20 protein-coding genes are annotated in these 25,617 nt (G+C 62.4%); 6 read left to right on the forward strand and 14 right to left on the reverse strand.

All coding sequences use genetic code 11. The annotated features are described in order from the left end of the window. Nucleotides 1–162 precede the first annotated feature (162 nt). From BCEP18194_RS36380 to BCEP18194_RS36420, 10 genes are all read right to left on the reverse strand, one after another. Nucleotides 163–498 carry a Rieske (2Fe-2S) protein gene (locus BCEP18194_RS36380; RefSeq protein WP_011356326.1) on the reverse strand — a complete coding sequence of 112 codons (336 nt, stop codon included), beginning with the start codon at nt 496–498 and terminating at the stop codon, nt 163–165. Nucleotides 499–501: 3 nt separating this feature from the next. Next, complete coding sequence (locus tag BCEP18194_RS36385) at nt 502–813, reverse strand: YciI family protein (protein WP_011356327.1); 312 nt, start codon at nt 811–813, stop codon at nt 502–504. A gap of 5 nt (nt 814–818) precedes the next feature. Then, nucleotides 819–962, reverse strand: coding sequence for a hypothetical protein (locus tag BCEP18194_RS41525; RefSeq protein WP_157687402.1), 144 nt, complete (start codon nt 960–962; stop codon nt 819–821). A gap of 28 nt (nt 963–990) precedes the next feature. Next, nucleotides 991–2,058 carry a maleylacetate reductase gene (locus tag BCEP18194_RS36390; protein ID WP_011356328.1) on the reverse strand — a complete coding sequence of 356 codons (1,068 nt, stop codon included), beginning with the start codon at nt 2,056–2,058 and terminating at the stop codon, nt 991–993. Nucleotides 2,059–2,066: 8 nt separating this feature from the next. After that, entirely contained in the window at nt 2,067–3,533 is a 1,467-nt protein-coding gene (locus BCEP18194_RS36395) for an aldehyde dehydrogenase family protein (protein ID WP_011356329.1), read from the reverse strand. A 51-nt stretch (nt 3,534–3,584) separates the two neighbouring features. Beyond that, nucleotides 3,585–4,604 (reverse strand): hypothetical protein, encoded by a 1,020-nt coding sequence (locus BCEP18194_RS36400; protein WP_011356330.1) that lies wholly within the window; start codon nt 4,602–4,604, stop codon nt 3,585–3,587. A gap of 38 nt (nt 4,605–4,642) precedes the next feature. After that, complete coding sequence (locus BCEP18194_RS36405) at nt 4,643–5,137, reverse strand: hypothetical protein (RefSeq protein WP_011356331.1); 495 nt, start codon at nt 5,135–5,137, stop codon at nt 4,643–4,645. Between the two features lie 115 nt (nt 5,138–5,252). Continuing rightward, nucleotides 5,253–6,182: a LysR family transcriptional regulator gene (locus tag BCEP18194_RS36410; protein WP_011356332.1), complete on the reverse strand. Its 930-nt coding sequence runs from the start codon at nt 6,180–6,182 to the stop codon at nt 5,253–5,255. 146 nt (nt 6,183–6,328) lie between these two features. Beyond that, complete coding sequence (locus BCEP18194_RS36415) at nt 6,329–7,585, reverse strand: MFS transporter (protein WP_011356333.1); 1,257 nt, start codon at nt 7,583–7,585, stop codon at nt 6,329–6,331. A 516-nt stretch (nt 7,586–8,101) separates the two neighbouring features. Continuing rightward, nucleotides 8,102–8,716: an NIPSNAP family protein gene (locus BCEP18194_RS36420; RefSeq protein ID WP_011356334.1), complete on the reverse strand. Its 615-nt coding sequence runs from the start codon at nt 8,714–8,716 to the stop codon at nt 8,102–8,104. Between the two features lie 199 nt (nt 8,717–8,915). On the opposite strand from BCEP18194_RS36420, the gene BCEP18194_RS36425 reads away from it, so the two are divergent. Both BCEP18194_RS36425 and BCEP18194_RS36430 read left to right on the forward strand, forming a co-directional pair. Then, on the forward strand, nt 8,916–10,394 hold the full coding sequence (locus tag BCEP18194_RS36425) for an aminotransferase class V-fold PLP-dependent enzyme (protein WP_011356335.1): 1,479 nt from the start codon (nt 8,916–8,918) through the stop codon (nt 10,392–10,394). Between the two features lie 131 nt (nt 10,395–10,525). Then, complete coding sequence (locus BCEP18194_RS36430; RefSeq protein WP_011356336.1) at nt 10,526–10,945, forward strand: hypothetical protein; 420 nt, start codon at nt 10,526–10,528, stop codon at nt 10,943–10,945. 39 nt (nt 10,946–10,984) lie between these two features. Here BCEP18194_RS36430 and BCEP18194_RS36435 read toward each other — a convergent pair whose 3' ends face one another. Next, nucleotides 10,985–12,085 carry a DJ-1/PfpI family protein gene (locus BCEP18194_RS36435; protein ID WP_011356337.1) on the reverse strand — a complete coding sequence of 367 codons (1,101 nt, stop codon included), beginning with the start codon at nt 12,083–12,085 and terminating at the stop codon, nt 10,985–10,987. Nucleotides 12,086–12,173: 88 nt separating this feature from the next. Between BCEP18194_RS36435 and BCEP18194_RS36440 the strand changes: the two genes are divergently transcribed. Continuing rightward, a complete protein-coding gene (locus BCEP18194_RS36440) occupies nt 12,174–13,190 on the forward strand; it encodes a GlxA family transcriptional regulator (RefSeq protein WP_011356338.1) in 1,017 nt (338 codons plus the stop codon). 12 nt (nt 13,191–13,202) lie between these two features. Here BCEP18194_RS36440 and BCEP18194_RS36445 read toward each other — a convergent pair whose 3' ends face one another. Next, the gene (locus tag BCEP18194_RS36445; RefSeq protein WP_011356339.1) at nt 13,203–14,159 is read right to left on the reverse strand and encodes a LysR family transcriptional regulator; all 957 of its coding nucleotides are present in this window, start codon (nt 14,157–14,159) and stop codon (nt 13,203–13,205) included. A 157-nt stretch (nt 14,160–14,316) separates the two neighbouring features. On the opposite strand from BCEP18194_RS36445, the gene BCEP18194_RS36450 reads away from it, so the two are divergent. Then, nucleotides 14,317–14,871: a flavodoxin family protein gene (locus BCEP18194_RS36450; RefSeq protein WP_011356340.1), complete on the forward strand. Its 555-nt coding sequence runs from the start codon at nt 14,317–14,319 to the stop codon at nt 14,869–14,871. 30 nt (nt 14,872–14,901) lie between these two features. Next, nucleotides 14,902–15,201: a hypothetical protein gene (locus BCEP18194_RS36455; protein WP_011356341.1), complete on the forward strand. Its 300-nt coding sequence runs from the start codon at nt 14,902–14,904 to the stop codon at nt 15,199–15,201. Between the two features lie 433 nt (nt 15,202–15,634). On the opposite strand, the gene BCEP18194_RS41530 is transcribed toward BCEP18194_RS36455, so the two are convergent. Both BCEP18194_RS41530 and BCEP18194_RS36470 read right to left on the reverse strand, forming a co-directional pair. Beyond that, nucleotides 15,635–19,540, reverse strand: a complete 3,906-nt coding sequence (locus BCEP18194_RS41530) for an RNA-directed DNA polymerase (protein WP_011356342.1) — start codon at nt 19,538–19,540, stop codon at nt 15,635–15,637. A 242-nt stretch (nt 19,541–19,782) separates the two neighbouring features. Further along, nucleotides 19,783–23,085 carry a VPA1262 family protein gene (locus BCEP18194_RS36470; RefSeq protein WP_041493396.1) on the reverse strand — a complete coding sequence of 1,101 codons (3,303 nt, stop codon included), beginning with the start codon at nt 23,083–23,085 and terminating at the stop codon, nt 19,783–19,785. 898 nt (nt 23,086–23,983) lie between these two features. Between BCEP18194_RS36470 and BCEP18194_RS36475 the strand changes: the two genes are divergently transcribed. Further along, nucleotides 23,984–25,516 carry an amino acid permease gene (locus tag BCEP18194_RS36475; protein ID WP_011356344.1) on the forward strand — a complete coding sequence of 511 codons (1,533 nt, stop codon included), beginning with the start codon at nt 23,984–23,986 and terminating at the stop codon, nt 25,514–25,516. The last annotated feature ends 101 nt before the right edge of the window (nt 25,517–25,617 follow it).

Below are 25,617 nucleotides of genomic sequence, written 5' to 3' on the forward strand. Positions count from 1 at the left end.
CCACCTGCTACGTGGCAGGTGCTCGCTCGGTGCTGCACAAGGAATCGCCGTCATTCAGGCGTCGACTACCGGACACCCGAAATATGATTAGATTTACTGATTGATCAATACGATGACCGTCGCATAGAACGGTCCTGCTTGGACTTCATCAAAACACGCGAATCAAGCGCCTCGATAGACGACCCACGCGGCGGCATCCACCTCGACAGCCACGGCCTCCAGCGCCGACCCCGAGCACGGCCCGTCGATACACACGCCATCGTCGAACCGGAACAGCGCGCTGTGATGGGCGCACATCAATACCTGCGACCGGTAACAGGAAACGCTACCCGGCACGAAATCGAGCGGCACCGAGAAGTGCGGGCAACGATTCACATAAGCCCACACGTGCTCGCCGCGTCGCACGACAATCACGGGACGCCCGATACACGCTTCGTCGACGACCCGCGCGCCGCCGTCGGGCACATCGGAAAAGTGGCAGAGTTGTCGTGCATCCATGATTCACACTCGATGCTCGGGGTTACCGAGGCTCCAGTCCCACGGACGCACTTCCACGTGCGAGAACAGCCCTTCCTTCACATACGGATCGTTGCCGATGAACTGCATCACTGCCTGAATGTCGTCCGCTTCCACGACGAGCAGCGTGCCGTTCATCGCATCGCCGTGCGGGTCCAGCGTCGGGCCACCGAGCCGCACCACCACGCCGTGCTGATCGGCCGAGCGCAGGTAAGTCCGATGAATCGGCCGTACGCGATCGCGCACGTCGCGCATGCCCGGCTGGTCCGTCGCAAACACCGCAAAGAATCGCGCCATGACGATCAGCTCCGATCGAGGACGAGTGCATGACGACGCCGCACGGGGCGCTGCATCGGCGCTCGCCAGTGATGGCTCGGCGTGCCGTCGAAGCTGGCGACGGCCTGCTCGGTCAGCGTGGCGTCGCCGTCATGGTGATCATGGCTCATGGTTGTCTCCGTTGGCGCATCCGCCCGCTCATTGCGGCGCGCGCCCTTCCCATGCGAACTGCAGCAGCGCGCGAATCGCCGCGCGTTCGACCGGCCGCGGATTCACATACGGGTTGCGGCACGCGAGATCAGCTGCTTCGTCGAGGCCGGCCTCCGGCATCCCGAGGTCGGCCAGCGCCGGCGCGATGCCGAGCCGTGCGTTCAGCGCGAACAGCAGCGGGCCGGCTTCGGCTGCATCGCTCCCGCCCAACGCCCGCGCCACGCGGCGTAGCGCATCGGGCGCGGCACTGTGGTTGTAGTGCGCGGTATGCGGCAGCATCGCCGCATGCGTCTGCGCGTGCGGCAGGTTGAAGGTGCCGCCGAGCGTGTGGCACAGCTTGTGGTGCAGCGCCATGCCGACCGCACCCAGGCAGGTTCCGGCAAGCCATGCACCGTACAACGCGCGGCTGCGCGCCTCGCGGTTCCCCGGATCGCGCACGACCACGGGCAGCGCTTCGCCGAGCGCGCGAATCGATTCCTCCGCCATCAGGCTGATCACCGGGTTCGTGTCTTCCGCATACAGCGCCTCGACGGCGTGCGCCATCGCATTGATGCCCGATGCCGCGGAAATGTCCGGCGGCAGCGACAACGTCAGCGACGGGTCGTAGAGCACCGTCCGCGGCAGCACGCGCGCATCGCGCCCGGTGCGCTTCAGCCGGCCTTCCGTGAGCCCGAAGATCGGCGTCATCTCCGAGCCCGCGTACGTCGTCGGCACGGCCAGGATCGGCAGCACCGACTCGAGCGCAATCGCCTTGCCCAGCCCGATCGTCGACCCGCCGCCGATCGCGACGCAGCAGTCCGCATCCAGTTCGCCGGCCATCTCGCGCGCCGCGTGCGCGACCTCGATCGGCACATGCATGACCGCCTGCGCGCAGATGCCGGCTGCACGCTCGCCCAGGATCGCCGCCACGCGCTCGGCAAGCGGCCGCTGCTCGGGCGTGGACAGGATCAGCGCGCGGCGCGCGCCGAGCGTCGACAACTCGTCCGGCAGCCTGTCGAGCGCGCCCCATTCGAACACCACACGGGAAGGGGTGCCCTGATAAACGAAGCGATCCATGACGAACCTCAGCGCTTGAAGTGCGGCGGCACGTTGCCGTCGACGTTGACCCACACCGACCGCGCCTCGGTGTAGTCGTGCATCGCCTCGAAGCCCATCTCGCGGCCGTAGCCCGACTGGCCGACGCCGCCGAACGGGCTGCCCGGATTGACGCGCTTGTAGCAGTTGATCCAGCACATGCCCGCGTTGATCTGCGACGCCATCTTGTGCGCGCGCGAGAGATCCTTCGTCCAGAGACCGCTGCCCAGCCCGTATTCGGTTGCGTTCGCAATGGCCAGCGCTTCGTCGTCGCTGCCGAAGCGCAGCACCGTGACGAACGGGCCGAACACTTCTTCCTGCGCAACGCGGTCGGCCGCGCTCTTTGCTTCGATGACCGTCGGGCGCACGTAGTAGCCGTTGGCGAGCGCCGGGTCCTGCGGTGCACTGCCGCCCGTGAGCACGCGGCCACCCTGCTCGCGCGCGACGTCGACGAACGACAGCACGCGATCGAGGTGCTGCTTCGACGTCAGCGGCCCCATCTCGGTGTTCGCATCGAGCGGGTTGCCGATGCGGATCGACGACGCGAGCGCCACGAAGCGCTCGAGGAACGCATCCGCGATGCGTTCGTGCAGCACGAGACGCGAGCCGGCGATGCACGCCTGCCCCTGGTTGTGGAAGATCGCCCACGCGGCGCCGTTGATGGCCGCGTCGAGGTCGGCGTCGTCGAACACGATGTTGGCGCCCTTGCCGCCCAGTTCGAGCTGCACGCGCTTCAGGTTGCCCTGCGACGCTTCGACGATACGGCGGCCGGTGGCCGTCGATCCGGTGAACGCGATCTTGCCGACGCCCGGATGTTCGGCGAGCCGCTGGCCGGCCGTATGACCGTAGCCGGGAACGATGTTGACGACACCCGCGGGGAACCCGACCTCGGCCATCAGCTCGACGATGCGCAGCGTCGACAGCGGCGTGATCTCCGACGGCTTGAGCACCACCGTGTTGCCGGCCGCGAGCGCCGGCCCCATCTTCCAGCTCGTGAACATCAGCGGAAAATTCCACGGCACGATCTGGCCGACGACGCCGATCGGCGCGCGCTGCACATAGTTCAGGAAGCCGGTTTCGACGGGAATCACCGAGCCCTGCAGCTTGTCGGCCATGCCGCCGAAGTAGCGGAAGCAGGCGGCCGTGCGCGGCACGTCGAGCGCGCGCGAATCGCGGATCGGGTGGCCGGTGTCCAGCGATTCGAGCTGCGCCAGCTCCTCCGCATTGGCCTCGATCGCGTCGGCGAGGCGCAGCAGCAAGCGGCCGCGTTCGGCGGCCGGCAGCGCCGACCATTTGGGGAACGCGCGGGTCGCGGCTTCGACGGCCAGGTCGACGTCCGCGGCGGTGGCGGCCGCGATCTTCGTGATGACGGAGCCGTCGTGCGGGTTCAGCACGTCGATCGTGCCGCGGTCGACGGCGTCAACGAAGCGCCCGTCGATGAAGAGTTGGGTTTGCATGAATCGTCCTCGGTGTATGGCTTGAAGCGGAATCTGAAGCGGAAGCGCCGCTCAGAACGCGATCGGATACGGCGCAAGCTCGCCGCTCTCGTAGCGCTGCGGCAGGTTCGGTGTCGCGTTCTCCCAGACCAGCAGCATCGACCGCTTCGTGGAGTAGCCCTGATGCCGGATGTCGGCGGGCATCGCGCAGATGTCGCCGGCGCGCATCGTCACGCGTGCGCGCGGCGCGCCGGTGTTCTTGTCGCCGATGTCCCACACGATTTCGTCGGACAGTTGCAGGAACCACTCGACGCGGTCGTTGCCATGGAACACCGGCAGGATGAATTCCTCGGTGGTCGGGCAGAACAGGCTGCGCCCGCACACCGACGTGACCGACGGATTCCACGTCACGTCCGAGCGCGACAGGTACTTGAACAGGTTGAACGCGTGCAGTTCGCCTTCGAAGCCCGGCTCGACATGCACTTCCGGCTCGTCCTGCGCGACGTCGACGAACGCGCGGTTGACCGGCAGGTCGTCGCGCAGCGGCGAATCGCCTTCGAGGCCCGGCATGCGGCGCGTCGCGATCCGCGTGCGCTCGATCGCCGAGCCGTTGTCGCCGTGCTTGCGCCCGAACGCCGTACCGGTTTCCTCGGGCGCCGCGAACGGATCGAAGCCTTCGTTGGTCCAGTCGTGCAACATCGCCTTGAAGGTCGCCATGATCGTGGGCGTTTCGAAGGTCTCGGTGTAGTCGACCCCGGCGTCCTTCAGGATGCCGTTGAAGGTGCCCGCATACATGTCGACCTTGCCATAGTGATTGCGCGTGCCGAACACGTGATCGAAGTTCACCCAGCCGTAGAAGAAGCCCCACGCCACGTCGCGCATCATCGCGCGCAGGAAGGCGTCCGCCGGCATTGCGTGCGTGCGGGTCTGGCCTTTCGCGGGCCAGCAGATCTTCACGAAATATTCGTCGCGCTGGAATTCGAATGCGCCGAGCTGGAAGCGGCGGTAGCCGGTGACGGCATCGGCTTCGGTCGATCGCACCAGATCGGCGGCAAAGCCTGCGGAGGTATCAAGGGTGTCGAGGGTGGCCATAACGTGTCTCCTGGAATAGTCGAATGAGGTCGGACGAATCAGTGCAGGCAGATGTCGGCCCACTTCTCCACGGACAGCTCGCCCAGGACGGTCTGCACGAGTGCGACGCCCGGCTGGCTTGCTGTGAAGCGGTACGCACAGCCGGCCGGCAGCAGCGCCTGATGGCCTTGGCGCAATACGACGTAGCCCATCTTGCGGCCGGCCGGTTGCATGCCGGCGCTCACGGTGCCGCGCGCCGACTGCGGCGGCGTATCGAGCTTGATGAACTCGATCCGGACTTCGCCATCCATCTGGATCACGAACTCGTCGTGCGAGCAGGCGAACCACGGCGACTGGCCGTCGGTCCGCAGCACTTCGATCACGTATTCGAGGTTCTTGCCGGCGACGACCTTTTCATAAGGGGCCGACTTCGATGCGACCTCGAAGACATTCGAGAACGCGTAGTGTTGAGCGCTGCCGCTCGTGATTTCGATCTCGCCCTTCCGGTAATGGTCGAGCGAGCCAAAGACGGTGTGGAATGCCGTGTCGGTCATTTCTGTCTCCTGAGTTGAACCGCTTGTTGGATTCAACTCTAGGGGCAAGGCACCACCGCAACAAGGCACGGGACGGCGACTACGGCATTTGCGTTTCGCGAATAATCCGCGCGGTTCAGCGCACCCAGCCACGCTCCAGAAGCGGAAGGTCCCACGGCGATTCGTCGCCGATGGTTTCCGCGAGGAATTCGACCAGCGCCTTCACCTTCAGCGCCTGTCGCTGCGTTGCGGGATAAACCGCGGCAAAGCTCAGTGGCGCGAGCTGGAAGTCGGTGAGGATAGGCACCAGCCGGCCCGCAACGAGCGCCTCGCTCGCGACGAGCGTGGGCAGGCACACGACGCCGCCGCCGGACAGCGCATACTCGCGCAGCAGGTGCACGGAGTTCGAGCGGATCATGCCCGGCAACTCCATTTCGACGACCTCGTCGCCGCGCGTCATCGTCCAGCGGTTGCGCGACGGATAGCCCGAATAAAGTGCCGTGGTGTGCTGCAGCAGGTCGCGTGGATGTTGTGGCGCACCATGCGCGTCGAGGTACGCAGGCGACGCGCAGAAGAGGCGCCTGACGGTGAACAGCCGCCGTTCGATCAGCGACTCGGAGATCGGCGGGAAGATCTGGAACGCGATGTCGAACCCTTCTTCGACAGGGTCCACGACACGGTCATTGACGATCACGTCGAGCTGAATGCCCGGGTAGCGCCGGTTGAATTCCATCAGCGGCGCGCCGAAGTGATCGAGCGCGAAACCGGGCAGCATCTGGATGCGCAGCCGCCCGGTCGGGGTCGCGCGAAGCTCGCGCATCTGGTCCGTCAGCTCGTTGACGCGCCCCACCACCTCCGCGCACTCGCGATAGAACGCTTCGCCCACTTCCGACAGGCGCACGTGGCGCGTGCTGCGATGGAACAGCGGCGCGTTGACGAACTTCTCGAGCTGCTGGATGCGGTTCGTCACGACGGAGCTGGTCACGCCGAGCTGCCGCGCCGCCTCGGCGAAGCTGCTCGCCTCCGCCACCCTGACGAATGCCTCGATGCTCAGGAACCGGTCCATACCGCGCCCTTTTTCGACAGCGAAACCGGCAGTCTACCCGTGCGGGTAACGGGCTGTGTCATGCGGGAGGCGTCACTCTGTCACCCAATCGATGTCAATCGCCGGCGGCACCCGCTCCCGAATGCACCGCCGTGCCCGCGCGGACGTTACCGCGATTGCTCACCCGCCGCCAGTTCCGGTTGCACGGCCGCCACGCGACGCTGCAGCACGGCCGGCGCGGTTTCCTTCAGCAGCAAGCTGACCACGATGCCCAGCACGACCGAGCACATCGGCAGCCACAGAATGTTCTGGATGCCAAAGTGTGCGGCGACGTAGCCGCCCATCGCCGGCGCGATGCCGCCGCCGAAGATTTCGCCGACACCGACCACCACGCCGATCGACGTCGACACGAGCCCGACGGGCGCGGCCTCGGTCGCCACCGGGCCGGACAGCAGCGACACCAGCCCGAGCGTGAAGAACGACGCGACGAACAGGACCCCGAACAGCACGACCGGCTGCGGGCCGAGGCCGCGGAAGATATAGAGCATCACGGCCGTTCCCGCGAAGCCGACGATGCTCGCGAGGCGGCGGCCGACCAGGTCGGACAGGCCCGGCAACCCGAACTGCCCGAGAAAACCGCCGAAGCCGATCGCCGACACGACGAGGCCCATCTTCTGCGTGCCGAGCGCCAGGTAGTCGGTCAGGTACAGCGGCAGCAGCGCGCCGAGCACGAATACGCCGGTCATCGCGCAGCACAGCGCGGCCATCGCGACGAGGATGTTGCGGCTCTTGAGCACATGGCCGAGCGACGCCGGCGCATGCTCCGACGCGACGGCCTTCGTGACCTTGGGCTCACGGATGACGAAGAACATGATCGCGCCGAGGATCAGGCCGGGAACGGCGACGAGCGCAAAGACCCAACGCCACGACACGAAGCCGAGCAGCTGCGTCGCGATGATCGGCGACAGCGCGAGCCCGAACAGCGCGAAGCCGCTTTGCTGCAGGCCGAGGTTCAGCCCGCGCCGCCGCGGATGCGACGCGTCGGCCGTCGCGGCAAAGCTCGTCGGGCAGAACGAGCCTTCGGCCACGCCCATCAGGCCGCGAATCGCCATCAACCCGAGCAGCCCGCCCGCGAGCCCCGAGAAGCCCGACAGCAGCGAGAACGCGAGGATGGCCGGAATCAGCACCTTCCGGCGGCCGATCTTGTCGGAGATACCGCCCATCAGCGCCGCGAAAATACCCCACGACAGGCCGAGCACGCCGATGCAGTTGCCGACGTCCTGCGCGTTCAGGTTGAGGTCCTTCATGATCGAAGGGAACAGCGGCGCGATCAGCCAGCGATCGAGGCCGACCAGCCCGAAACCGAGCGCCAGCAGCGTGACCGCCTTCCACTCGTATGAGGTATCCCACTCGTTTGCTTTCATGTCCGTCTCCGTGGACACAGGTTCGCCTGCGCGCGCCGCAGCGCCTGCGCATGAGCCAGGTCCGATGGTTTTTGTGTGCGACGCGAATCGCGAGGAAGTGCCGGCCGCCGTTCGGGTTCGACGCGCCGAGTTCAATCGGCCGACGTCACCACGATAGGTGCACGGCCGCCAATCGGGTATGGAACAACCGGCGAACGCGCCATTCGCGAAACGCAAATAATCGCGGGCGGTGCGCGGGAAGCATCGACGGAGAAGCGCGGAGCGAACGAAAGCGGCGTTGAAGCAGCGCTCATTCGCGTGTCACGGGGGAATCCCTCATAGACATGGCGGCGGCTGCATTTCGCCGCATGAGCACGGCGAACCGCCATTCGGGCACGCCCCGGCGCTCGCCGCCGTTCAGCGGTAAAACGCGGCAAGCCGGCCGCTTCGGCGTGGCCGAACCAGCCAGTTGCCTTCGCAACGGGCTGCCCTCGGCGGCAATGCGCGGGGCGACATCATCGACGCATCACCGGACATTCAGCACAGCGGAGACCACGCCTCCGGCAGGCAAATCGTCGACGTGGCCCGCTCGATCTGCTGCGGTCCGCCCTTGGGCGGCCAGAGCCCTTCGGCATAGTGGCGCGCGCGCAAGGCCATGCGCTCCTCCAGGCTCGAGAACCCCCAGATATGGGCGATGCGAGGCGGGCCATCGATCGCGTACATGTTCGCGACGAGATGAGACGTATAGGCTTCGGCCGGACCGACGGCCTGCTCCCACGCGGCGATCGTCGGCGCGATCCCGGCCGGTTTGAGCCAATAGCGGCGAAATTCGTAGAACCTGCCGAGTTTCGACGGCTCGATCTCGGGCAGGAACGGAAAGCGTTCGTAGGTTTCCATGTTGAGACCCACGTCGGCACCGTCGATATTGAACGGCCCGCCGCTCATCAACGCACGACGGCGCTCCTGCTGCAGTTCGTCGACGTCGTCGAAGCCGCGCAACACGACGATCTGCCCCAACTCGCCGATTTCCGAACGCCAGGCGCCAAGGAGACGCCCCGCGGCCCCCGGATCCGATACCCATCGGTGCGCCCCGGCGGAAACGGCATCCTGCGCCAGCAGCCAACACGACAACGTCGTCAGTTCATACTGCATCTCGACCATCCCTCGCAAAATGGGCGGCGGACGCGCCAGTCGCACCCGCCCGCCGCCAGAAAAATAAATTCCCCCAATCCACATTCAGATAAAACGTTATTCCATATCAAGCTGAATCGCCAGCCAACTTTGGATCCTTTTTCCCTCCTGTCCCCCGTATCATTTCTTCCATTCCGAAAGAAACGAGTATGAGAAGGACATGAGCGACACCACCACGCTGCACTACCTCGACTACGCCGCCACGACCCCCGCCGATCCGCGCGTGATCGAAGCGATGACGGCCTGCCTCGGCTTCGACGGCATCTTCGGCAACCCCGCATCGAGCTCGCATGCCGCCGGCCGGCTGGCGAAAGACAAGGTCGAACAGGCACGCGCACAAGTCGCCGCGCTGATCGGCGCGGATGCCGACGAGATCGTCTGGACGTCCGGCGCCACCGAATCGAACAACCTCGCGCTGAAGGGCTATGCGGAAAACGCGACCGGCAAGCGCCACCTGGTCACGAGCCGCATCGAGCACAAGGCCATTCTCGACACGATGGCGAACCTGTCGAAGCACGGCTCGTCGGTCACGTTCCTGACGCCCACCCGCGACGGCGAGATCACCGTCGACGCGGTCGCTGCCGCGATCGGCCCCGATACGGGCCTCGTGTCGCTGATGCTCGTGAACAACGAGCTCGGCACGCTGACCGATATTGGCGCAATCTCGCGCATCGTGCATGACGCGGGCGCGCTGCTCCACGTCGACGCCGCGCAGGCGCTCGGCAAGACGCCGATCGACGTGCGCGCGCTCGGCATCGACATGCTGTCGATGTCCGCGCACAAGGTGTACGGCCCGAAGGGCATCGGCGCGCTGTTCGTGCGCCGCGACATCGCGGACCGGATCGCCCCGCAGATTCACGGCGGCGGGCACGAGCGCGGCTTGCGCTCGGGCACGCTCGCGACGCATCAGATCGTCGGCATGGGCGTCGCATGCGAACTGGCCGCTGACAAGCTCGACGGCGAAACCGCACGGATCGCAGCGCTCGGCGCCCGCCTGACGGACGCGCTGGTCGCGCTCGGCGATGTCACGCAGAACGCGGCCGCCGCGCGCCGCATCCCGCACACGCTGAGCCTGACGGTGAATGCGCCGGGCTTCTTCCCGTTCATGCTCGGCGAAGCGCTCGCCGTGTCGTCGACGTCCGCGTGCAACTCGACCAGCGGCGCACCGTCCCACGTGCTGACCGCGATCGGCCTCGATGCGGAGACGGCAGGCCGCACCGTGCGCGTGAGCTTCGGCCGCTTCACGACGGAGCAGGATGTCGACTTCGCGATCGCCTGCTTCCGCCACGCGATCGAACAGTGTCGCGCGACGGCGGCGAACGGGTTCTCCGCGTCGCGGCAGATCACGCCGGCCGACCTGAAGGCGATCCGCAATGCCGGCTTCCGCTCGGTCATCTGCAATCGTCCGGACGGCGAAGGCGACGAACATCCGGCGTTCGATGAAATCGCCGCGGCAGCCCGCGAACTGGGCCTCGAAGCGCGCTATCTGCCGGTCGAGCGCGACCGCATCGGCGATGCGGAGATCGATGCCTTCGGTGAACTGGTCGACACGCTGCAGAAGCCGGTGCTCGCATACTGCCGCAGCGGCAACCGCTCCGGCATGCTGTGGAATCGCTTGTCCGCCCGGCGTATGGCGTGAGCCGGAACACCGCGCCGCTCAACGGTTCCCCCGCGTTCGAGTACGACGCCGACGCATCGATGCGCTCGGGTCAGCCCGGGTGCCGGTGAAATCCGTCACAATGGCCGCCGTGTCCGTGACCCGAACTCCGAATGCCCTGTCCGTCAAACTCCCGCGCGGAGAAGCGCGCCGACGCTGATGCCCGTTCAGCCCACACCCCGTTCACCTGGCGGCGTGCCGGCCGAGCCGCCGCGCTGCTGCTTGCCGCGAGCGTCGCCGCGTGCGACGCAACGCCGGTACCGGACCGGCTCTCGGAATTCGACGCGACCTACGCGATGAAGGAGCGGTTCGGCCTCGGCGACGTCATGGTGATTCTCGGGTCCTGCATCGGCCCGAAAAACCCGACTTACCCGATCCAGGCGGCCTGCACGCTGGTCATCCGCGCGAACGGCCACGGGACGGAAACGCAGGCCGATTTCCACTGGAACGGAACGAAATGGGTGGCCGAGCACACCCAGTCGCGGGACATCCTGCCCTATCCCGATCCGAAGCTCGCAGAGTGGGTGAAGTAAGCGCAGCGCACAACGCCCGCATTCTGCGCAAGACGGCCGCTACTTCGGATACTCCAGCTGCAACGCGACCCAGCCCGATGTCGCATCGCCGTAGCGGGCCGCGATGTCGCCGAGCACACCGGGCAGCACGGATTCCCCACGCCGGGCGGCCGGCGTCGTCACGCTCACATGCCGGGCATTCGGCGGCTGCGCCAGCAACCGCAGCCCGTGCCTTGACGCGATCACGCGCGTGTCCGCCGTCGCGACGACGTCACTGCGCCAGGTTCGCGCCCATGCGTCGGCGGTCAACACAACCGACAGCTCGTCAAACCCGTTTTCGACCGGAAGATCGAACGTCTCGTGCCGCCAGAACGCGACGCGGTTCGTCAACGCGACCGTCACCGCACGCGCAGTCAACGCGAACCGGCGGCCGTCGTGAACATCGCTCCATGTCTGCACGCCGACGCGCCGCGCCGTCTCGCGCGCCGCTGCCGGCCCGGCCAGCGCACTCACCAAGGCCAGCGAAGCGGGAATCGACGCCGACACGCCGGTCGTCGTCATGACGTTGCCGTCCATCACGTAGCGTCGATCGTCGACCCACGTCGTATCGGCAAAGCGGCGGCGCAGGCCGTCGCGCGAATACCAGTGGGACGTCGCCGTGCGATGCCGCAGCAGGCCCGCATTCGCGAGGACTTCCGCGCCATCGCAGATCGCCACCATCGTCGCGCCGGCAACGGCCTGCTTGCGCAGCCACGCCAATACCACCGGGCTGTCCGCGCGATGCAGCGCGGGCACGATCACGACATCGGCCCCCGCAGGCGTTGCGGCATCGAACCGTTCGACCGTCATATCGGCCAGCATGCGCAGCGCGGGCATCAGTTCGACCTCGCCTTCGTCGGCCGACACGGTGACGACATCGACCGCACCGGACGTCTTCAGAATCGCGTACGGCACGATGAAATCGGTCGTCTCGGTTCCAGCGTTGTCCGCGACGATCGCTACAAGCGGCCGCGTGCGGCCCGCTTTCGGCACGCCGATCGTCAGCGCGCGTGCGACCGGCAGTGCGTCCTCCGCCTTCGCCGGTGCCGTCCGCCCCGCTGCGCACGCGCCCAGCATCGCGCCCGCGAGCAGCACTGCGCCGCCTGTCTTCCATACCCGCATCGTCCCCCCGCATCCGTCGATTGCACGTCCGGAAAATTACAAGGATCATGCTCGCGGTCACAAGGACAACTCCACCGCACTTTCCGCCATGTCCCAGTCAACCTGTTCGGCACGCGACATCGTTGTCGTCGGCTTCGAAGGCGTCCAGTCGCTCGACATCACGGGCCCGATGGAAGTGTTCGCGGTCGCGAACCGTTACCTGCCCGACCATGCCGTGCCGTACCGGCTCACGCTCGCGTCGCAACACGGGGACGACATCGTCACGCATGCGGGCTTGCGGCTCGCCGGTACCGTCGCGCTGGCGGCGCTGCCGGCGCGGATCGACACGATCGTCGTCGCCGGCGGCGATGAAGCGGCGCTGCGACACGCGGCGTCGGAAGCCGGCGTGCTGCCGTGGCTGCGCACGCGGATCGCGGACACGCGGCGCATCGCGAGCATCTGCACGGGAGCGTTCGTGCTCGCCGCGGGCGGATGGCTGGACGGCAAGCGCGCGACCACGCACTGGAACCGGTGCGCGATGCTGCAGGCACTCTGTCCCGACGCGCGGATCGAGCCCGACGCGATCTACGTCAGCGACCCGCCGTTCCATACGTCGGCCGGCGTGACGGCCGGCATCGATCTGTGTCTTGCACTGGTCGAGGCGGATTGCGGTGCGCCGACCGCGCTCGCGGTCGCACGCGAACTCGTGTTGTTCATGCACCGGCCCGGCGGGCAGGCACAGTTCAGCGTCGGGCTCGGCTCGCTGGCCAGCGCAACGCCGCGCATGCGTACCCTGCTTGCCGAGATCGCCGACGATCCGGCCGGCGATCTCGGCGTCGCCGCGCTGGCCGCACGGATGCACATGAGCGAACGCTCGTTTGCGCGCCACTTCCTCAAGGAAACCGGGCGATCACCCGCGCAATTCGTACTGGCAGCACGGGTCGAGCGCGCGAAGGCGCTGCTCGAGCGGGCCGACTGGCCGCTCGAACGCATCGCCGAACGGTCGGGATTCGGCAGTGTCGACGCGCTACAGCGCGCATTCGCGAAACAGGTCGGCGTCTCGCCGCGCGACTATCGCGCGCGCTTCGGCGTGCATCCCCACCCCGACAGACAGCGGACCGCTTAGGCCGCGCCCGCATCACGCGCCGTACGCATCCAGCGCCTTCAACGGCACATGCAGGCTTTCGTTCGAAGCAAACGCGTCGAGCAGATAGTCGACCGTCGCCTGCACGCGCGACGCCTTCAATGCGCGATGCGGATACTGCATCGCCATTTCGTAGGTGCCGGGCAAATGATGGCGGTGCAGCAACACCTTCAGCGAGCCGGCGCGCAGATGCGCCCACGCGAGATGCACACCGACCTCCGCGATGCCGAGGCCGTCATGCGCGGCCTGCAGCACAGCCTCCGGCGCCGAGAACGTCAGCGGCGCCGTGTCGCCCGGATCGACCGCCACGATGCTCCCGCCGCGCATCCTGAAGCTCCACGTCGACACCTCACCGCCTAGAAACCTGCGTGCAATCAGCCGGTGCGCGCCCAGATCGTCCGGTGCTCGCGGAATACCGTGACTCGCCAGATAGGCGGGTGACGCAACCAGCACCGTATTCATGCGAAAGATCGGCCGCGATACCAGTGCGGAATCGTGAATGTTGCCACCCCGAATGACGATGTCGTAACCGTCGCGCACGACGTCGACGATCCGGTCGTCGAAATCGGCCTCCACCGACAAACCGGGGTAGCGCGCCAGCAACCCGGGCAGCACCGGTTGCAGGTGCTCGCGCCCGAACGCAGCGCTCGTCGAGATGCGCACGCGCCCTTGCGGCCCGAGCCGCTGCGCGACGATGCTGTCGACCGCCGAATCGAGCGCGTCCAGAGCGATGCGCGCCTCGCGCAGGAACACGCTGCCTTCATCGGTGAGCTTCAGCGTGCGTGTGGTGCGGTTCATCAGCCGCACGCCAAGCGCCTGCTCCAGGCCGGCGACGTTCTTGCTGACGGCGGCCGACGTGATGCCGAGCATCCGCCCGGCCGCTGCAAAGCTGCCGCCGTCGGCCGCATGCACGAACGACAGGATCGCACGCGTCCGTTGTGACACATCCAAAGCAGCCTCCTTCGATCGACACGTTGCACGGTACACCTTCGCCTGCCGCCGATTATCAACCTGAAGTTGAGAGCGACTCAACCCGGGCCCAACTTCCGGTTGCGACTCGCGCCGCCCACAATGCGGCCATCGTTCAACGGACTGCAAAGGAATGCTCATGCTTGCCACCATCGTTTTCGACAGCGGTCACGGTCACACCGAGCGACAGGCGCAAGCCGTCGCGGAAGGCGTGCGGCGCGTACCGGGCGCGGAAGTGCGGCTCATCGCGGTCGCCGACGGCGCGATTCCGTGGGATGCGCTCGCCGCGAGCGACGCGATCATCTTCGGCTCGCCGACGTACAACGCGTCGATCAGCTCGCGGCTCAAGAAGTTCATGGAAGATTCGACGCGCCCCGCGTGGATTCCGCAAGCCTGGCGCAACAAGATCGCGGCCGGCTTCACCAACTCCGGCGCGCAGCACGGCGACAAGCTGAACGCGCTGATGACGATGACGCTGTTCGCGGCGCAACACGGGATGATCTGGGTCGGGCTCGACCTGTTCGCCGGCACCGCGGCAAACGAGCGCAACCGGATCGGCGGCTGGCTCGGCGCGATGGCGCAGTCCGACGACGTGTCGCCGGAACTGTCGCCGATCGCCAGCGACCTCGAAACCGCCGCGCACCTCGGGCAGCGCGTCGCCGAACTGGCGACGCGGTTCGCGGCCAGCGCATAAGCGGTGCAACGCGCTTACCAGGAGATCGACATGAAACTGCTGTGCCTCGACGTTCCGCTGCCCGGTGCGAGTCCGGAAGCCTATCAACCGCACATGCTCGACGAAGTGCGCTACGGCTGGCACCTGCTCAAGCGCGGGATCGTCCGCGACATCTATTTCCGCCAGGATCGCCCCGGCGTCGCGATCATTGCGGAGTGCGATTCGATGGAAAGCGCGCGGGAAGCACTGCGCGAGTTTCCGCTGGCCAAGGCCGGGCTGATCGACTGGGACATCATTCCGCTCGGCGCGTTTCTCGGCTGGGAAGCGCTGTTCGCGGCGGGCCATGCGTGACTGACGTCCCCCACGCTCGCCCCCGGCATTCCGGGGGCGAGAATCCGCATCCGGCGTCGCACCGGATCGACCTGCCACGACACCGCCCCCTGCCCGCTTCCGGTGCATTTGAGACAGGACGGAAGTTCTTGCACCCGGCGAGAACGAGCTCCCTGAACTCGAGCCCGCAGGCAAATAGAAGAAGTACTCGGCAAGGTCGGCCTCTCTCTGTTGGATCCAGTAGTCCGAGAAGCCGCCTACACTGCCCGAAGTAGATACTTGGAAACCAGAGAGGCTGTGGACAAATAGAGTACGTCTGCTCCGGAAAGCACCGTCGATCGGATAAGCCACACCGGTACCAATCGTTCACCAGAAGGACGACGCTGGTCCGCTAGACCCGGGTGACCGTTCCAGGGCGCAGTCACCCGAGCGGCTGCAGAAATGATGCGAGCGATTACTGGACGCTATCGCGCATCAGACCGGCAGGTGGCGTCTTACCGATACGCTTCTTCTTCCCACTTGGATCCAACGTAACTTTCGTTGCTTGCAAATTTGGGCCAAAGTGATTTATGTCGACATCGAACACACTTACGCTAATCTGGTCGGAGCCGTGGTTGTGAGATATTAGACGTTTGTGCTCCTGTTCATATGGAGCTTGCGCCGTCGATCCACCAAACTCACCAGCATTTGCCACCAATATGTGCTGATACATGTGATAGCGAAGCATGCCTACCATGCTGTCAAATGTCTTTACGTCTTTGTTCATAGCAGACACGATGAACATGTGTGAGACGTCGCGAAGGTCTGCGGGAAGTGAAATGTCGGTTGCATCGTAGCAAATCGCACCAGAAATCCGAAACTTTCCAGCACCTCCAGAGGAAAGCTCAATGACCACCTGATGAGGCCTCCACGGTTTAACCCCGAGGGTCTCTTCTTCGGTAGTCGGATACTTCTTCCCTTGATCAACTTCAACCCACGAACGCCCTCCATTTCTACGTTGTGGCACTAACCAACGCGCCGCATTGATCGGTTCGCTCGTGACTGGATGAGTTGCACCACATAATCCATAAAAAATCATTGCACCAGTGGCATCCGAAAACGCCCTCATCAGATCTTGGTCGTCAAGATGAATGCTATATTCCGGCAACACGACCAAGTCAACGTAAGGCTTGTGATCCTTACCGAGTACAGAATCACGAGCTTGCAGTTGCTGATACGCGAGATAAAGGATTGATGCGGTGTGGTTTCTTTGTCTAGCCCGGAATCCCTCCTTGTGCAAACTCGCCAAACCTCCATCGAAATCCTTGGTGGTTGGCAGCAAGCCTTGAATGACGCAGACGCGTAGCAATCTCGACTCGTCAATGGGCCAATCGACCGGATAGACGTAAATGGGGAGATTTGAGCTTTTTCCAAACAAGGCAGCCTGTGCCTTCAAGCGCTCATGCACAAGGTCTCGTAACATGGCCGCATCGGTGACGACACCAACGCTGCTACTTGTTTCCAATTGAGCTTGTAGTCCCGGCCAGCGTAGCAGCCGAAGTAAAAGCTCCGAGAACCACGGCGTTATGGCCGCAGTTGTCCCGGCCATAGCGACGGACGTATTCAACATACCTATTTGGCGCTTCTTCCACGTACTGGAAATACCTCGATACCAGCCAATGTTCTCTTCTCGAAGCAACCATTGGCGCGCTGTGAAGTCCAACTCCCCAGTGGCGGCACATCGAATAACTCTTCCGATTGCATACAGAATCGCATCCTCTGAGTTACACCATTCCGGTGTTCTATAGCGTGGATCCCTGCGACCACGAGTTGGTCCAATCCGTATCGATAGTCGCGGCATACCACGCGGATCGCTCAAAAGCGCCCAGTCTTCACATCTCACCTGTATCGTCTGAGGCGTCCATTGCTCGGGCAGTTCATCCGTGCGAGACACCGCATCTGCAAGTGCGAACGCAAGCTGCAACAGCGCGTTCTCCTCGTGGAATGGCGTATCACGCATCTTGACGATGTCACCGAAAGATAGCCATTCGCCGTCGACCAACGCACATTCGTCTTCCGGTTCCTTGAAGCTCGAAAAATATCGGACAATGCTTTGGAAAGCCGGTTCAGCAGCAAGCTGCCGATTACTGCGGCTCGCTGCGATTACCCGCAGCAAGTGTGGCTGATTTTGCGCGAGTAGCTCCAATGCTATAAGGCGATCCTTGCGCGTCGACTGCCTCGATAAGGCCGCAAACCACATCGCATAGTGCGCATCATCGCGCAGTAGCTGATGACCGACCAACGACACCGCAATTGTTTCCTCAATGTGTGGAAGTCCTTCATCCACGCGCTTACCAATGAACTCATGCAAGCTTCGGTGGTAGGGTAACTCGTCGAAGCTCGTATCAAGCGTGATGACCTGGCTCAGCGACGCGAGCAACAGCAGTGCCTGCTGTCGGACGTACCATGGAAGAACTCCCTCATCAATAAGCATCCGCGCCAGTTGCCCGAGCTCCAGCCGATAGCGCTCTACGTCGCCGACTTGCAGGGAACCATCACTCTCCCAGTATTTTCCCGTCTGGGACGCCCCCGCTCGAAATAGTTGAGCAAGCGTATACAAGGCTGTTCCAGTCGAGTATGCATCCTCCTGCGTTCCGAGAACCTTTGTCAGAAGTGCATCCGTTATGGTTTTTAGCAACTCAGGACACGGAAACAGATCTAGGGCATAAGTGAGGACTTGTGCGAGACCTGGATTCAGGGACCACGCAGCAACGAGTCGCCTCGCAGCAACCTCCAGGTCATGCAGGAGAATATTTCGCGAAAGTCCGGCTTCCTCATCTTGGGTGAGATCCGTCATCTTTCTGCGTAGCTTCAGGGCCTTTGTCAACCGATAGGCTGCAAATCGAGTCAACGTGTCGTCACGCACCTCGCGCTTTGGACGCACCACGGATGCTAGAGGCGGTAAATTTCTGCCACCGTCAACCTTCTGCTTAGCTGCTGTCCCCAACTCAGCCTGAGCCAGCAAACCATTGAGTCCTGCCTCGACGTGCTGTAGCGCTGCGATATCGAACGGACCACTAAGCTGGCTCTGTAGCGACTTCATACGTGCTGCCGTCCCAGACTCTCCACCAAGAGATGCAAACGGTTGAACTTCCGTCTTCTGCTCGTTTACTACGAGTCGCTCCTCAAACTCAACATCATTCGCTTTAGAATCAAGCCGTGCCTGGACCCATTCAGTCAGTGCGAGTCCAAGTTCTTCTTCGCTTGGTACTTGTTTGTCACAAGAGACAACAAGCCTCACATCATCAACGTATCTACAGTAGTCGTGCAGCCGAAATTTCACGCCCCGACGATTGAAAGATCGACCTATTGATTCCCCGACGGCCTCATCGAAATCCACTAGATACGCGTTGGCGAAGAATCCACTTGATACCAGCCCCTGCGGCAGCCCTGATGGAAGCTTTTGTCCCTTCAGATACGGCGCCCATTTCGCGTCCTCGACCTGCCATCCAATTGACAGGGATTTCGCAAGAGTGGCCCAGAATCGCGCACTGGATGTTTTCGCTGTCGGAGCGATCGTCTCGCTGTACCGCCAATAAAGCTCCGTCAACTTCTCGACGAGTCCTTCTATATTGATGTTGTCGTAGAAAGCGCTCAAATCTAGCTTTATGACAAACAAAGTGAGAGCATCTTGTCCACTCAGGACGGCGCTCTGCGCGATGAGCAGCGGTCTCTCGACAAAACTCTGATAGTCCTGAAAATATCGACTGTATACATTTGAATTTCCCCACGAAAAGCGCGCGCGAGCCCCTTGATCTGTCCACGAACAGAACAGTCGGTTTCCGTAACTGAAGACACCAGCCTTCTGCGCATCCAATGCGTCTAGTGACGTATCGCCTTGTGCCGACTCAACACAATCAGCGAGACACAACATAGCGGCTGTAGCTATCGTCTGCTCCCTAATTCCCACATGAGCAAGAGGGCGCAAGAAATGCTCACTCGATGACACGGGTGCCCACCCATTTATCTCCGCATCACCGAACACCCATGGATCGCTTTTGGGAGCCGGCACAAGGCGAGCGGCCTTAGGAGTGTACGTTCCGTCTCGCAGCTCCGCGGACCATTGACTAAGCTCTCCGTCAAGGTTTACAGCCGAACAGTCTAGTTCCAGCGTGTCGGCATACCAGTTGTGATGCCGGATGTAAGTATGCGTCTTCTTCCATGCCTGTGAGAGCACAACTACATCGCTGAGATACTCGATTCTCGGAGCTAGAGCTGCGTACTTATCTGTCTTATTAGTCATGCCGTGTCCCGTTATTTTTTGCGTATGGCGAACATCGACACCAAAGGTGGCATGTCCGCGTAACGTTGGCAAGAGCATCGTCCACTCTTCAGCAGAGGGGGAGCATCTCGAGTGCTGCCCCCTATTCCAGCAGGGTATCGAGGGAAGCTAACCTTTATCTCCTGTATCGCCTCTCGAAGGTAGCGTGCACAGAGGGCTGCTGCTTCCCGCAACGACGAAGTCATCCGCCGACTTGCCCTCAAGCAATCGATCACATCCTTATCGGCTATCCCAAGGCCACCACTCGGTCGACTGTGGGAGTTTGGCCGCTGGCTTGTCGCTTAAAGTGAGAGTTCTTCGGCCTGATCAAGGAACGCCGCCAACTGGACTGGCTTGCCAGCCCCCTCCGAACGCCATTCATCCATCGGTCGAACCATAGCTAACTCTCGTGCGTCCTCCGACAGTCGTTCCAGCTCACTGTCGGTCACGTCGCGCAGGCGTAGGTAGTACTGCGCCCATCGGGTAAAAGCGAGTATCCACATCGAGACAACCAAAGCATCGTCCCAGCGAGTCCAGTCTGACGTGCTGGCGAGAGGTTGTTGCACAATCCGTCGCTGTTGCTTCAAGATCAATTGCATCGACCTAAGGCTGGCTCGCTGCCGCTCAGGGCCGCTGTGAGCAAAAAGGAACGCGGTGATATTGGTCGTCTGGCCCTCACGCGCAAGAGCAAACAGCCGGTGATTCAGTTCTGGTCCCAGCAACGCAACCAATTCATTGATCCAGATCTCGCAAGCATCATCTGTATTAGCGCGCTCATCCTGCAACAAAGGAAAGACGACATCCTGGAACAGCCAAGGCTCTGCCCAAGTCAATTGCCGCATATGCCCACGCATCGAGTCAACTAGATGCCTCAAGTCCTCCGCAGGGATCATCGGTGGCAACGCCTCATGCAACGACGTTACCAAACCATCGTAAATTTCTGCTTTCTTCGGATTACTTTTCGCACGATGAATCATCCAACCAAGGGCACGTACCTGGTCTGCAGAGGAAAATCTGGCGACCAATTGCAGCACAACGGCGAGCCCACCTGGTCCTTCCAGCTGTCGCTCAATCGCGATGAGTCCCATCCATCGCAGAAAGCCGTTGCCACTGTTCACAAGGAGGCCCCGCTGCACCTTGTTTATATCGAACTGGATCGAGAGCGAAATGTCGCTAACGATCTGGCTCAACAGGGACAATTGCACTACATTTGAGCCTCCTGACTCTACCGGCAAGTCAGCCACTTGGGCTTCGAAAGTCGCCAGCAGCATATGCGGGGCGTACCACCACAGAAACTTGATGGTGAAGTACTCTGACCAAGTCAAAGCTACATACTTTGTCGCGTGGAACAAGTGTTCGGGACGGTAAGAGCTATGTAGTAGAGTCTCGACCGGCTCCCGAAAGAGACGAGCATCCATCACAGATAACTCCTCATCTACTCCGTCATACACGCGGTTGAACGATGTATTGAGGAACCGCACAAGGAACTCGACAAAGCCACGGTCCAATTTATCCTCGCGAAATCGACGATCACTGGCACGTGTATGCGCGATAACCTCGCCGAGCACCTCCCAAATCGCAGTGAATTCAGTGAAGTTGCTCGCTTGCTCATTCATCCAATCCTGCAGATCAACCATCTCAGGCAGCACAAGCGAACCATCCTTGAGCAGGCCCAACTCAGCCATCTGCACCTTCAACGAATCACCGCTTTGGCCACGTAGTGATAACTCGCCAACCCAGACGCTCAACACATCGCCTGCTCTAACGTTTTCAAGAAAGCGTAATGGCTCGTAGCGCTGCGGCACCATCGGCGACGATGCGGAGTTGAAAAGTAGGCGCATAGAATAGCTTTCGCCCCCCCCTTCGGACTGCGCGGTCTCCGCCTCCTGCACCAGCCCGGACATGTATTTTTCAACCGAGAGAAGGGTGTCCGCTGGAATCGGGGTAACTAACAGAGGATAGTTTTCGGCGGCCTTCTGAAACGAGTTTGATAGATTGAAGCCCGCTGCCGGTAGTCCGTCCGCCCCCATGATCAAGATGTAACGATCGTGCAGCCGCCCCTCCCTCAGGCCATAGATGCGCAACTTGATCCGCCTCAGCAGTTGGCTGTTGTGCTCGCAACTCGCCACTAGGTTGTTAATCCGACTCTGTGCAGGTTTGTCAGATTCGCCTACCACACCGTCACTTACTTTGGACGGTTTGGACAAGGACGTGAAGACAATATAGTCAGACTTAGGCGCCGCACCGAGTAGCAACAGGGCTAGGCCCGCAGCCTCAAAGTATGGATCAAAGATGACTATTTGATGCTGCTGGTATTTGTTCAGTAGTCCTCTAAACCACTCCACGAATTGCAATCGCCCCTCTCCGTCCCCCTGCCCCCAGCGTAAGAAGAACCGCCCCTCTGAATTTCTCGGATGGAGTCGCTCGAAAAGAGATGCGAGATCAAGGTTAGCAGGAACCCACGGATCCGCTTCACGGCTACCGACACGGTTAGCAAATCCCAAATCGCCGCGATTGATAGTCAGGGCCGCCTTCACTCTCGCTAGTACAGCCGGCCGTGTGGTTTTTTCTAACCAGTCGAATTTAACCGGCTCAGCTCCGCGGCCTACCACGTGTGTCTGCAGATTAACCTCCCGGAAGTACCCGATTCGCCACCGGCAACACAGCGTACCCTCGCGAGATTGATCGCCGTCGAAACCGTAGACCTCTAGCTCAGTACTGTCTGTGGTAGCGTGCAGATGCTCGCTCAGCTCGAACTTGTGCTCGTACACGCCCTCCGCATCGCGTTTTGCGACGGCGATACGTGAGTAGACGATCTGTCCGCCGTTCGCGATACACAGACGAAAATGGAACGCACTGAAGTGCGGGACCTGCATCGGATCAAATCGCGCGACTAATGCATGCGGGGTATCAACCCAGCCTACCTTCATCAACTGTCGCTCCATGTCGTCGAGCGCAGGAAAAACTAACAGCTCAAGATCACCAAACCGAGCTAGGTCAGCAGCACCAAAGTCCAAGCCCGTATCTGCGCTGATGCGTTCGACCACCAATGAGGTCAAAGCTACGTCATAGTCCTGCCCAACACGGAACAGCGCCCCCTTGTCAGTCAGAGTAATAGAGGCACTGAACGCCCCAGCTCCACCATGTGGGCTGGAGAGCGACCGCTCGTCATGTGCGCCACGATTTAGCTGATAGGAGACCGGGCGGTAAGCTAGGCCATCGGGAGCAAGCGAGGTTGCCCCAAACCTTTCTTTCAGCCGATCGGAAAGGCCAAGCTTCAACTCTTCGCTGACTGCAGAAACGGTCCAACCCGCAGCCAGTCGCCGTAGTAGGTCGGCGCAGTAGACACTTTTGACGTATAGGTTGAGCCGGGCAACCTGAGCTTGTACTTGTCCGACAGGGCGAAAACTATCATCGTCCCCGGCTGACCAGCGATCACTCGAATGGCTGTAGGGAAGCAAACGGCCGTAGACCACTCGATTTTCGATCGATTGCCCCGACTTGATCTGCAGGATCCAAAGCTGCAGCGCGCAGTGGCGGGTACTCTTCGAGAACAGCCGCGTCAACCGGCCATCGTTGAGAAGGTCATCGAGTGTCGGAGCCATTGTTCCCTTGTGAGTAACTTTCCACATCCCCACCGACCGCTGTGGCGGGCAGCACACATTGCCTGCTTCCGCTTAGCGCCGTCAACGGCTGTCCGTTGCGTCACGGTTCTTTCAGGCTATAGACATTGCTGGATTGTCCGCTGGCAATCTACTCTCGCCTAGTGTGATCTTTTTTGGCCTGGGGGCGGTTGTTGCGACGCGTATCACGCGCCCGAGCAATTGATCGAATAGGCGCTCCTCCGGAACCAACGACTCGCAGGCTCTTCGGCGTGCCATGATGGTCGGCTAGATCTAAAGTAGGGTTCCTACGCTCGCTCAAAAATCACTAAAACCATTAATATTCAATCACTTACGAAAAATATCCGTAGTGTTCAATGTAGAGTTCCCGTTGACGCCGATTGACACCGTGGATGACAAGCTCATCCACGTCACAAGGGGTGTGCGCATGACAAGAAGTGCAGTCGGGTCACGAATGCATCCTCGGGGACACGTGAGGCCGCTGACAAGAATGTGGGACAGGTGATTTGTGTGGATGACGCAGGTCAGCTAGGCGCTCTGGCCTCACCATGCAGATCAGTGCGACCAAACAAAAAGCCGGCTCAGGGCCGGATTTTTGTTTGCGAAGCATAAGGCTGCACTTTGTAAACAGAAGCATATCTTTGCACCTCATGGAAAATTATCCTTCCTGTCTCACATCCCTCCGGATTTTCACTACGTTGCCGAAATCTGATAGAGCCGGGAGATTTGATTTCATACCGTTCACGCATCGGACTGGAAAGCGATTGCCGCTCGACCCCGGGCATCGCGAGCCGCCGACGAATCCCAGGAGCGGGCCAGCTTGCTTGGCCCGGGCGGCGATGACGGTCCTGCCACGCAGGACATTCGTGACGGAGCGACCATGGATGCAAAATTCCAGCCTGATTCAGGCACCGACAGTGACGTAAGCCTGCTGCACAAGATGGGCTATGCGCAGGAACTGTCGAGACGTATGAGCGGTTTTTCGAACTTCGCGGTGTCGTTTTCGGTGATCTGCATCCTGTCGGGCGGCATTACCGCGTTCCAGCTCGCGTTTTCCGCCGCCGGCGGCGCGTCGATCGGCCTCGGCTGGCCCCTGGGCTCGCTGTTCGCGCTGATCGTCGCCGTGTCGATGTCGCAGATCGCGTCCGCGTTTCCGACGGCCGGCGGCCTCTATCACTGGGGCGCGATCCTCGGCGGGAAGAAATGGGGGTGGATGACGGCGTGGCTCAACCTGATCGGCCTGATCTTCGTGATCGCCGCGATCAATTTCGGCACCTACGACCCGTTCTTCAAGACGCTGATCGCACCGATGTTCGGCGTCAGCCCGGACAGCCTGACCTGGTGGCATCAAACGGCGTTCATCGCGTTCATCACGATCTCGCAGGCGATCCTGAACGCGCGCGGCATCAGGATCGCGAGCAAGATCACCGACCTGTCGGGTTATCTCATCTTCGTGGTGACGATCGCGCTGGTGGTGTCGCTGCTCTACTACTCGCCGGTCGCGTTCGATGCGCATCGGCTCGTGACGTTCACCAATTTCACCGGTGTCGATGGCGGCGCATGGCCGAAGCAGGCCACGCCGCTCGCGTTCCTGTCCGGCCTGCTGCTCGTGACCTACACCATCACCGGCTTCGACGCTTCCGCGCACACGTCGGAAGAGACGCATGATGCGGCGAAGAACGTGCCGCGCGGCATCATCGGGTCGGTGTTCTGGTCCGCGGTGTTCGGCTACGTGATGGTGTGCGCGTTCGTGCTGGTGATGCCCGACCTGACCGCCAGCATGAAGCAGGGCACCGGTTTCTTCGAAGCGATTCTCGCGCCGATTCCGAAGACGTTGCGCGTCATCCTCGAACTCGCGATGTTCTTCATCAACTACGTGTGCGGGCTCGCGGCGATCATGTCGACGTCGCGGATGGTGTATGCGTTCGCACGCGACGGCGGGCTGCCGGCGTCGAAGCTGCTGCGCAGCGTGAGCCCGACGCACCGCACGCCCGGCCCCGCGATCTGGACGTGTGCGGTGCTCGCGATCGTCGTCACGCTGTACGGCGATGCGTTCTCGGTGCTGAGTGCCGGCAGCGCGGTGTTCCTGTTCATCTCGTATGCGATGCCGATCGGCTCCGGGATGCTGGCCGAAGGCCGCACGTGGACCGACAAGGGCCCGTTTCAACTGGGGATCTGGTCGAAGCCGTGTGCGCTGCTCGCGCTGGTCGGCGCCTGCGTGCTCGCGTATGTCGGCATCCAGCCGCCGAACGAGAAGGTGCTGTACGTGCTCGTCGGCTTCGTCGTGGTGCTGATGGTGATCTGGTACGGCTTCGGCGTGCGCAACACGTTCGCGGGGCCGCCGGTGCTGAAGGACACGCGCAATCTCGACCGCATCCGCGAACTCGAGGCGAACGTCGATCCGACGGCCTGAAGCGTCTTCGAAGCAGGCCGAAAAAAAACCGACTCGCTGGCTCGATGCCGCGAGTCGGTTTTTTCATGTCTACACACAACAACGAGATTCAACCGCCTGGC

The sequence above is a fragment of the Burkholderia lata genome, assembly GCF_000012945.1.
In the GTDB taxonomy this organism is placed as follows: Bacteria; Pseudomonadota; Gammaproteobacteria; order Burkholderiales; family Burkholderiaceae; genus Burkholderia; species Burkholderia lata.

Coding starts and splice junctions, on each gene's coding strand:
- BCEP18194_RS36395 (WP_011356329.1), bottom strand. CDS start 3,533: ATGCAAACCCAACTCTTCATCGACGGGCGCTTCGTTGACGCCGTCGAC.
- BCEP18194_RS41530 (WP_011356342.1), bottom strand. CDS start 19,540: ATGCTCTTGCCAACGTTACGCGGACATGCCACCTTTGGTGTCGATGTT.
- BCEP18194_RS36400 (WP_011356330.1), bottom strand. CDS start 4,604: ATGGCCACCCTCGACACCCTTGATACCTCCGCAGGCTTTGCCGCCGAT.
- BCEP18194_RS36390 (WP_011356328.1), bottom strand. CDS start 2,058: ATGGATCGCTTCGTTTATCAGGGCACCCCTTCCCGTGTGGTGTTCGAA.
- BCEP18194_RS36385 (WP_011356327.1), bottom strand. CDS start 813: ATGGCGCGATTCTTTGCGGTGTTTGCGACGGACCAGCCGGGCATGCGC.
- BCEP18194_RS36470 (WP_041493396.1), bottom strand. CDS start 23,085: ATGGCTCCGACACTCGATGACCTTCTCAACGATGGCCGGTTGACGCGG.
- BCEP18194_RS36420 (WP_011356334.1), bottom strand. CDS start 8,716: ATGCAGTATGAACTGACGACGTTGTCGTGTTGGCTGCTGGCGCAGGAT.
- BCEP18194_RS36475 (WP_011356344.1), top strand. CDS start 23,984: ATGGATGCAAAATTCCAGCCTGATTCAGGCACCGACAGTGACGTAAGC.
- BCEP18194_RS36455 (WP_011356341.1), top strand. CDS start 14,902: ATGAAACTGCTGTGCCTCGACGTTCCGCTGCCCGGTGCGAGTCCGGAA.
- BCEP18194_RS36430 (WP_011356336.1), top strand. CDS start 10,526: ATGCCCTGTCCGTCAAACTCCCGCGCGGAGAAGCGCGCCGACGCTGAT.
- BCEP18194_RS41525 (WP_157687402.1), bottom strand. CDS start 962: ATGAGCCATGATCACCATGACGGCGACGCCACGCTGACCGAGCAGGCC.
- BCEP18194_RS36450 (WP_011356340.1), top strand. CDS start 14,317: ATGCTTGCCACCATCGTTTTCGACAGCGGTCACGGTCACACCGAGCGA.
- BCEP18194_RS36405 (WP_011356331.1), bottom strand. CDS start 5,137: ATGACCGACACGGCATTCCACACCGTCTTTGGCTCGCTCGACCATTAC.
- BCEP18194_RS36380 (WP_011356326.1), bottom strand. CDS start 498: ATGGATGCACGACAACTCTGCCACTTTTCCGATGTGCCCGACGGCGGC.
- BCEP18194_RS36415 (WP_011356333.1), bottom strand. CDS start 7,585: ATGAAAGCAAACGAGTGGGATACCTCATACGAGTGGAAGGCGGTCACG.
- BCEP18194_RS36410 (WP_011356332.1), bottom strand. CDS start 6,182: ATGGACCGGTTCCTGAGCATCGAGGCATTCGTCAGGGTGGCGGAGGCG.
- BCEP18194_RS36425 (WP_011356335.1), top strand. CDS start 8,916: ATGAGCGACACCACCACGCTGCACTACCTCGACTACGCCGCCACGACC.
- BCEP18194_RS36435 (WP_011356337.1), bottom strand. CDS start 12,085: ATGCGGGTATGGAAGACAGGCGGCGCAGTGCTGCTCGCGGGCGCGATG.
- BCEP18194_RS36440 (WP_011356338.1), top strand. CDS start 12,174: ATGTCCCAGTCAACCTGTTCGGCACGCGACATCGTTGTCGTCGGCTTC.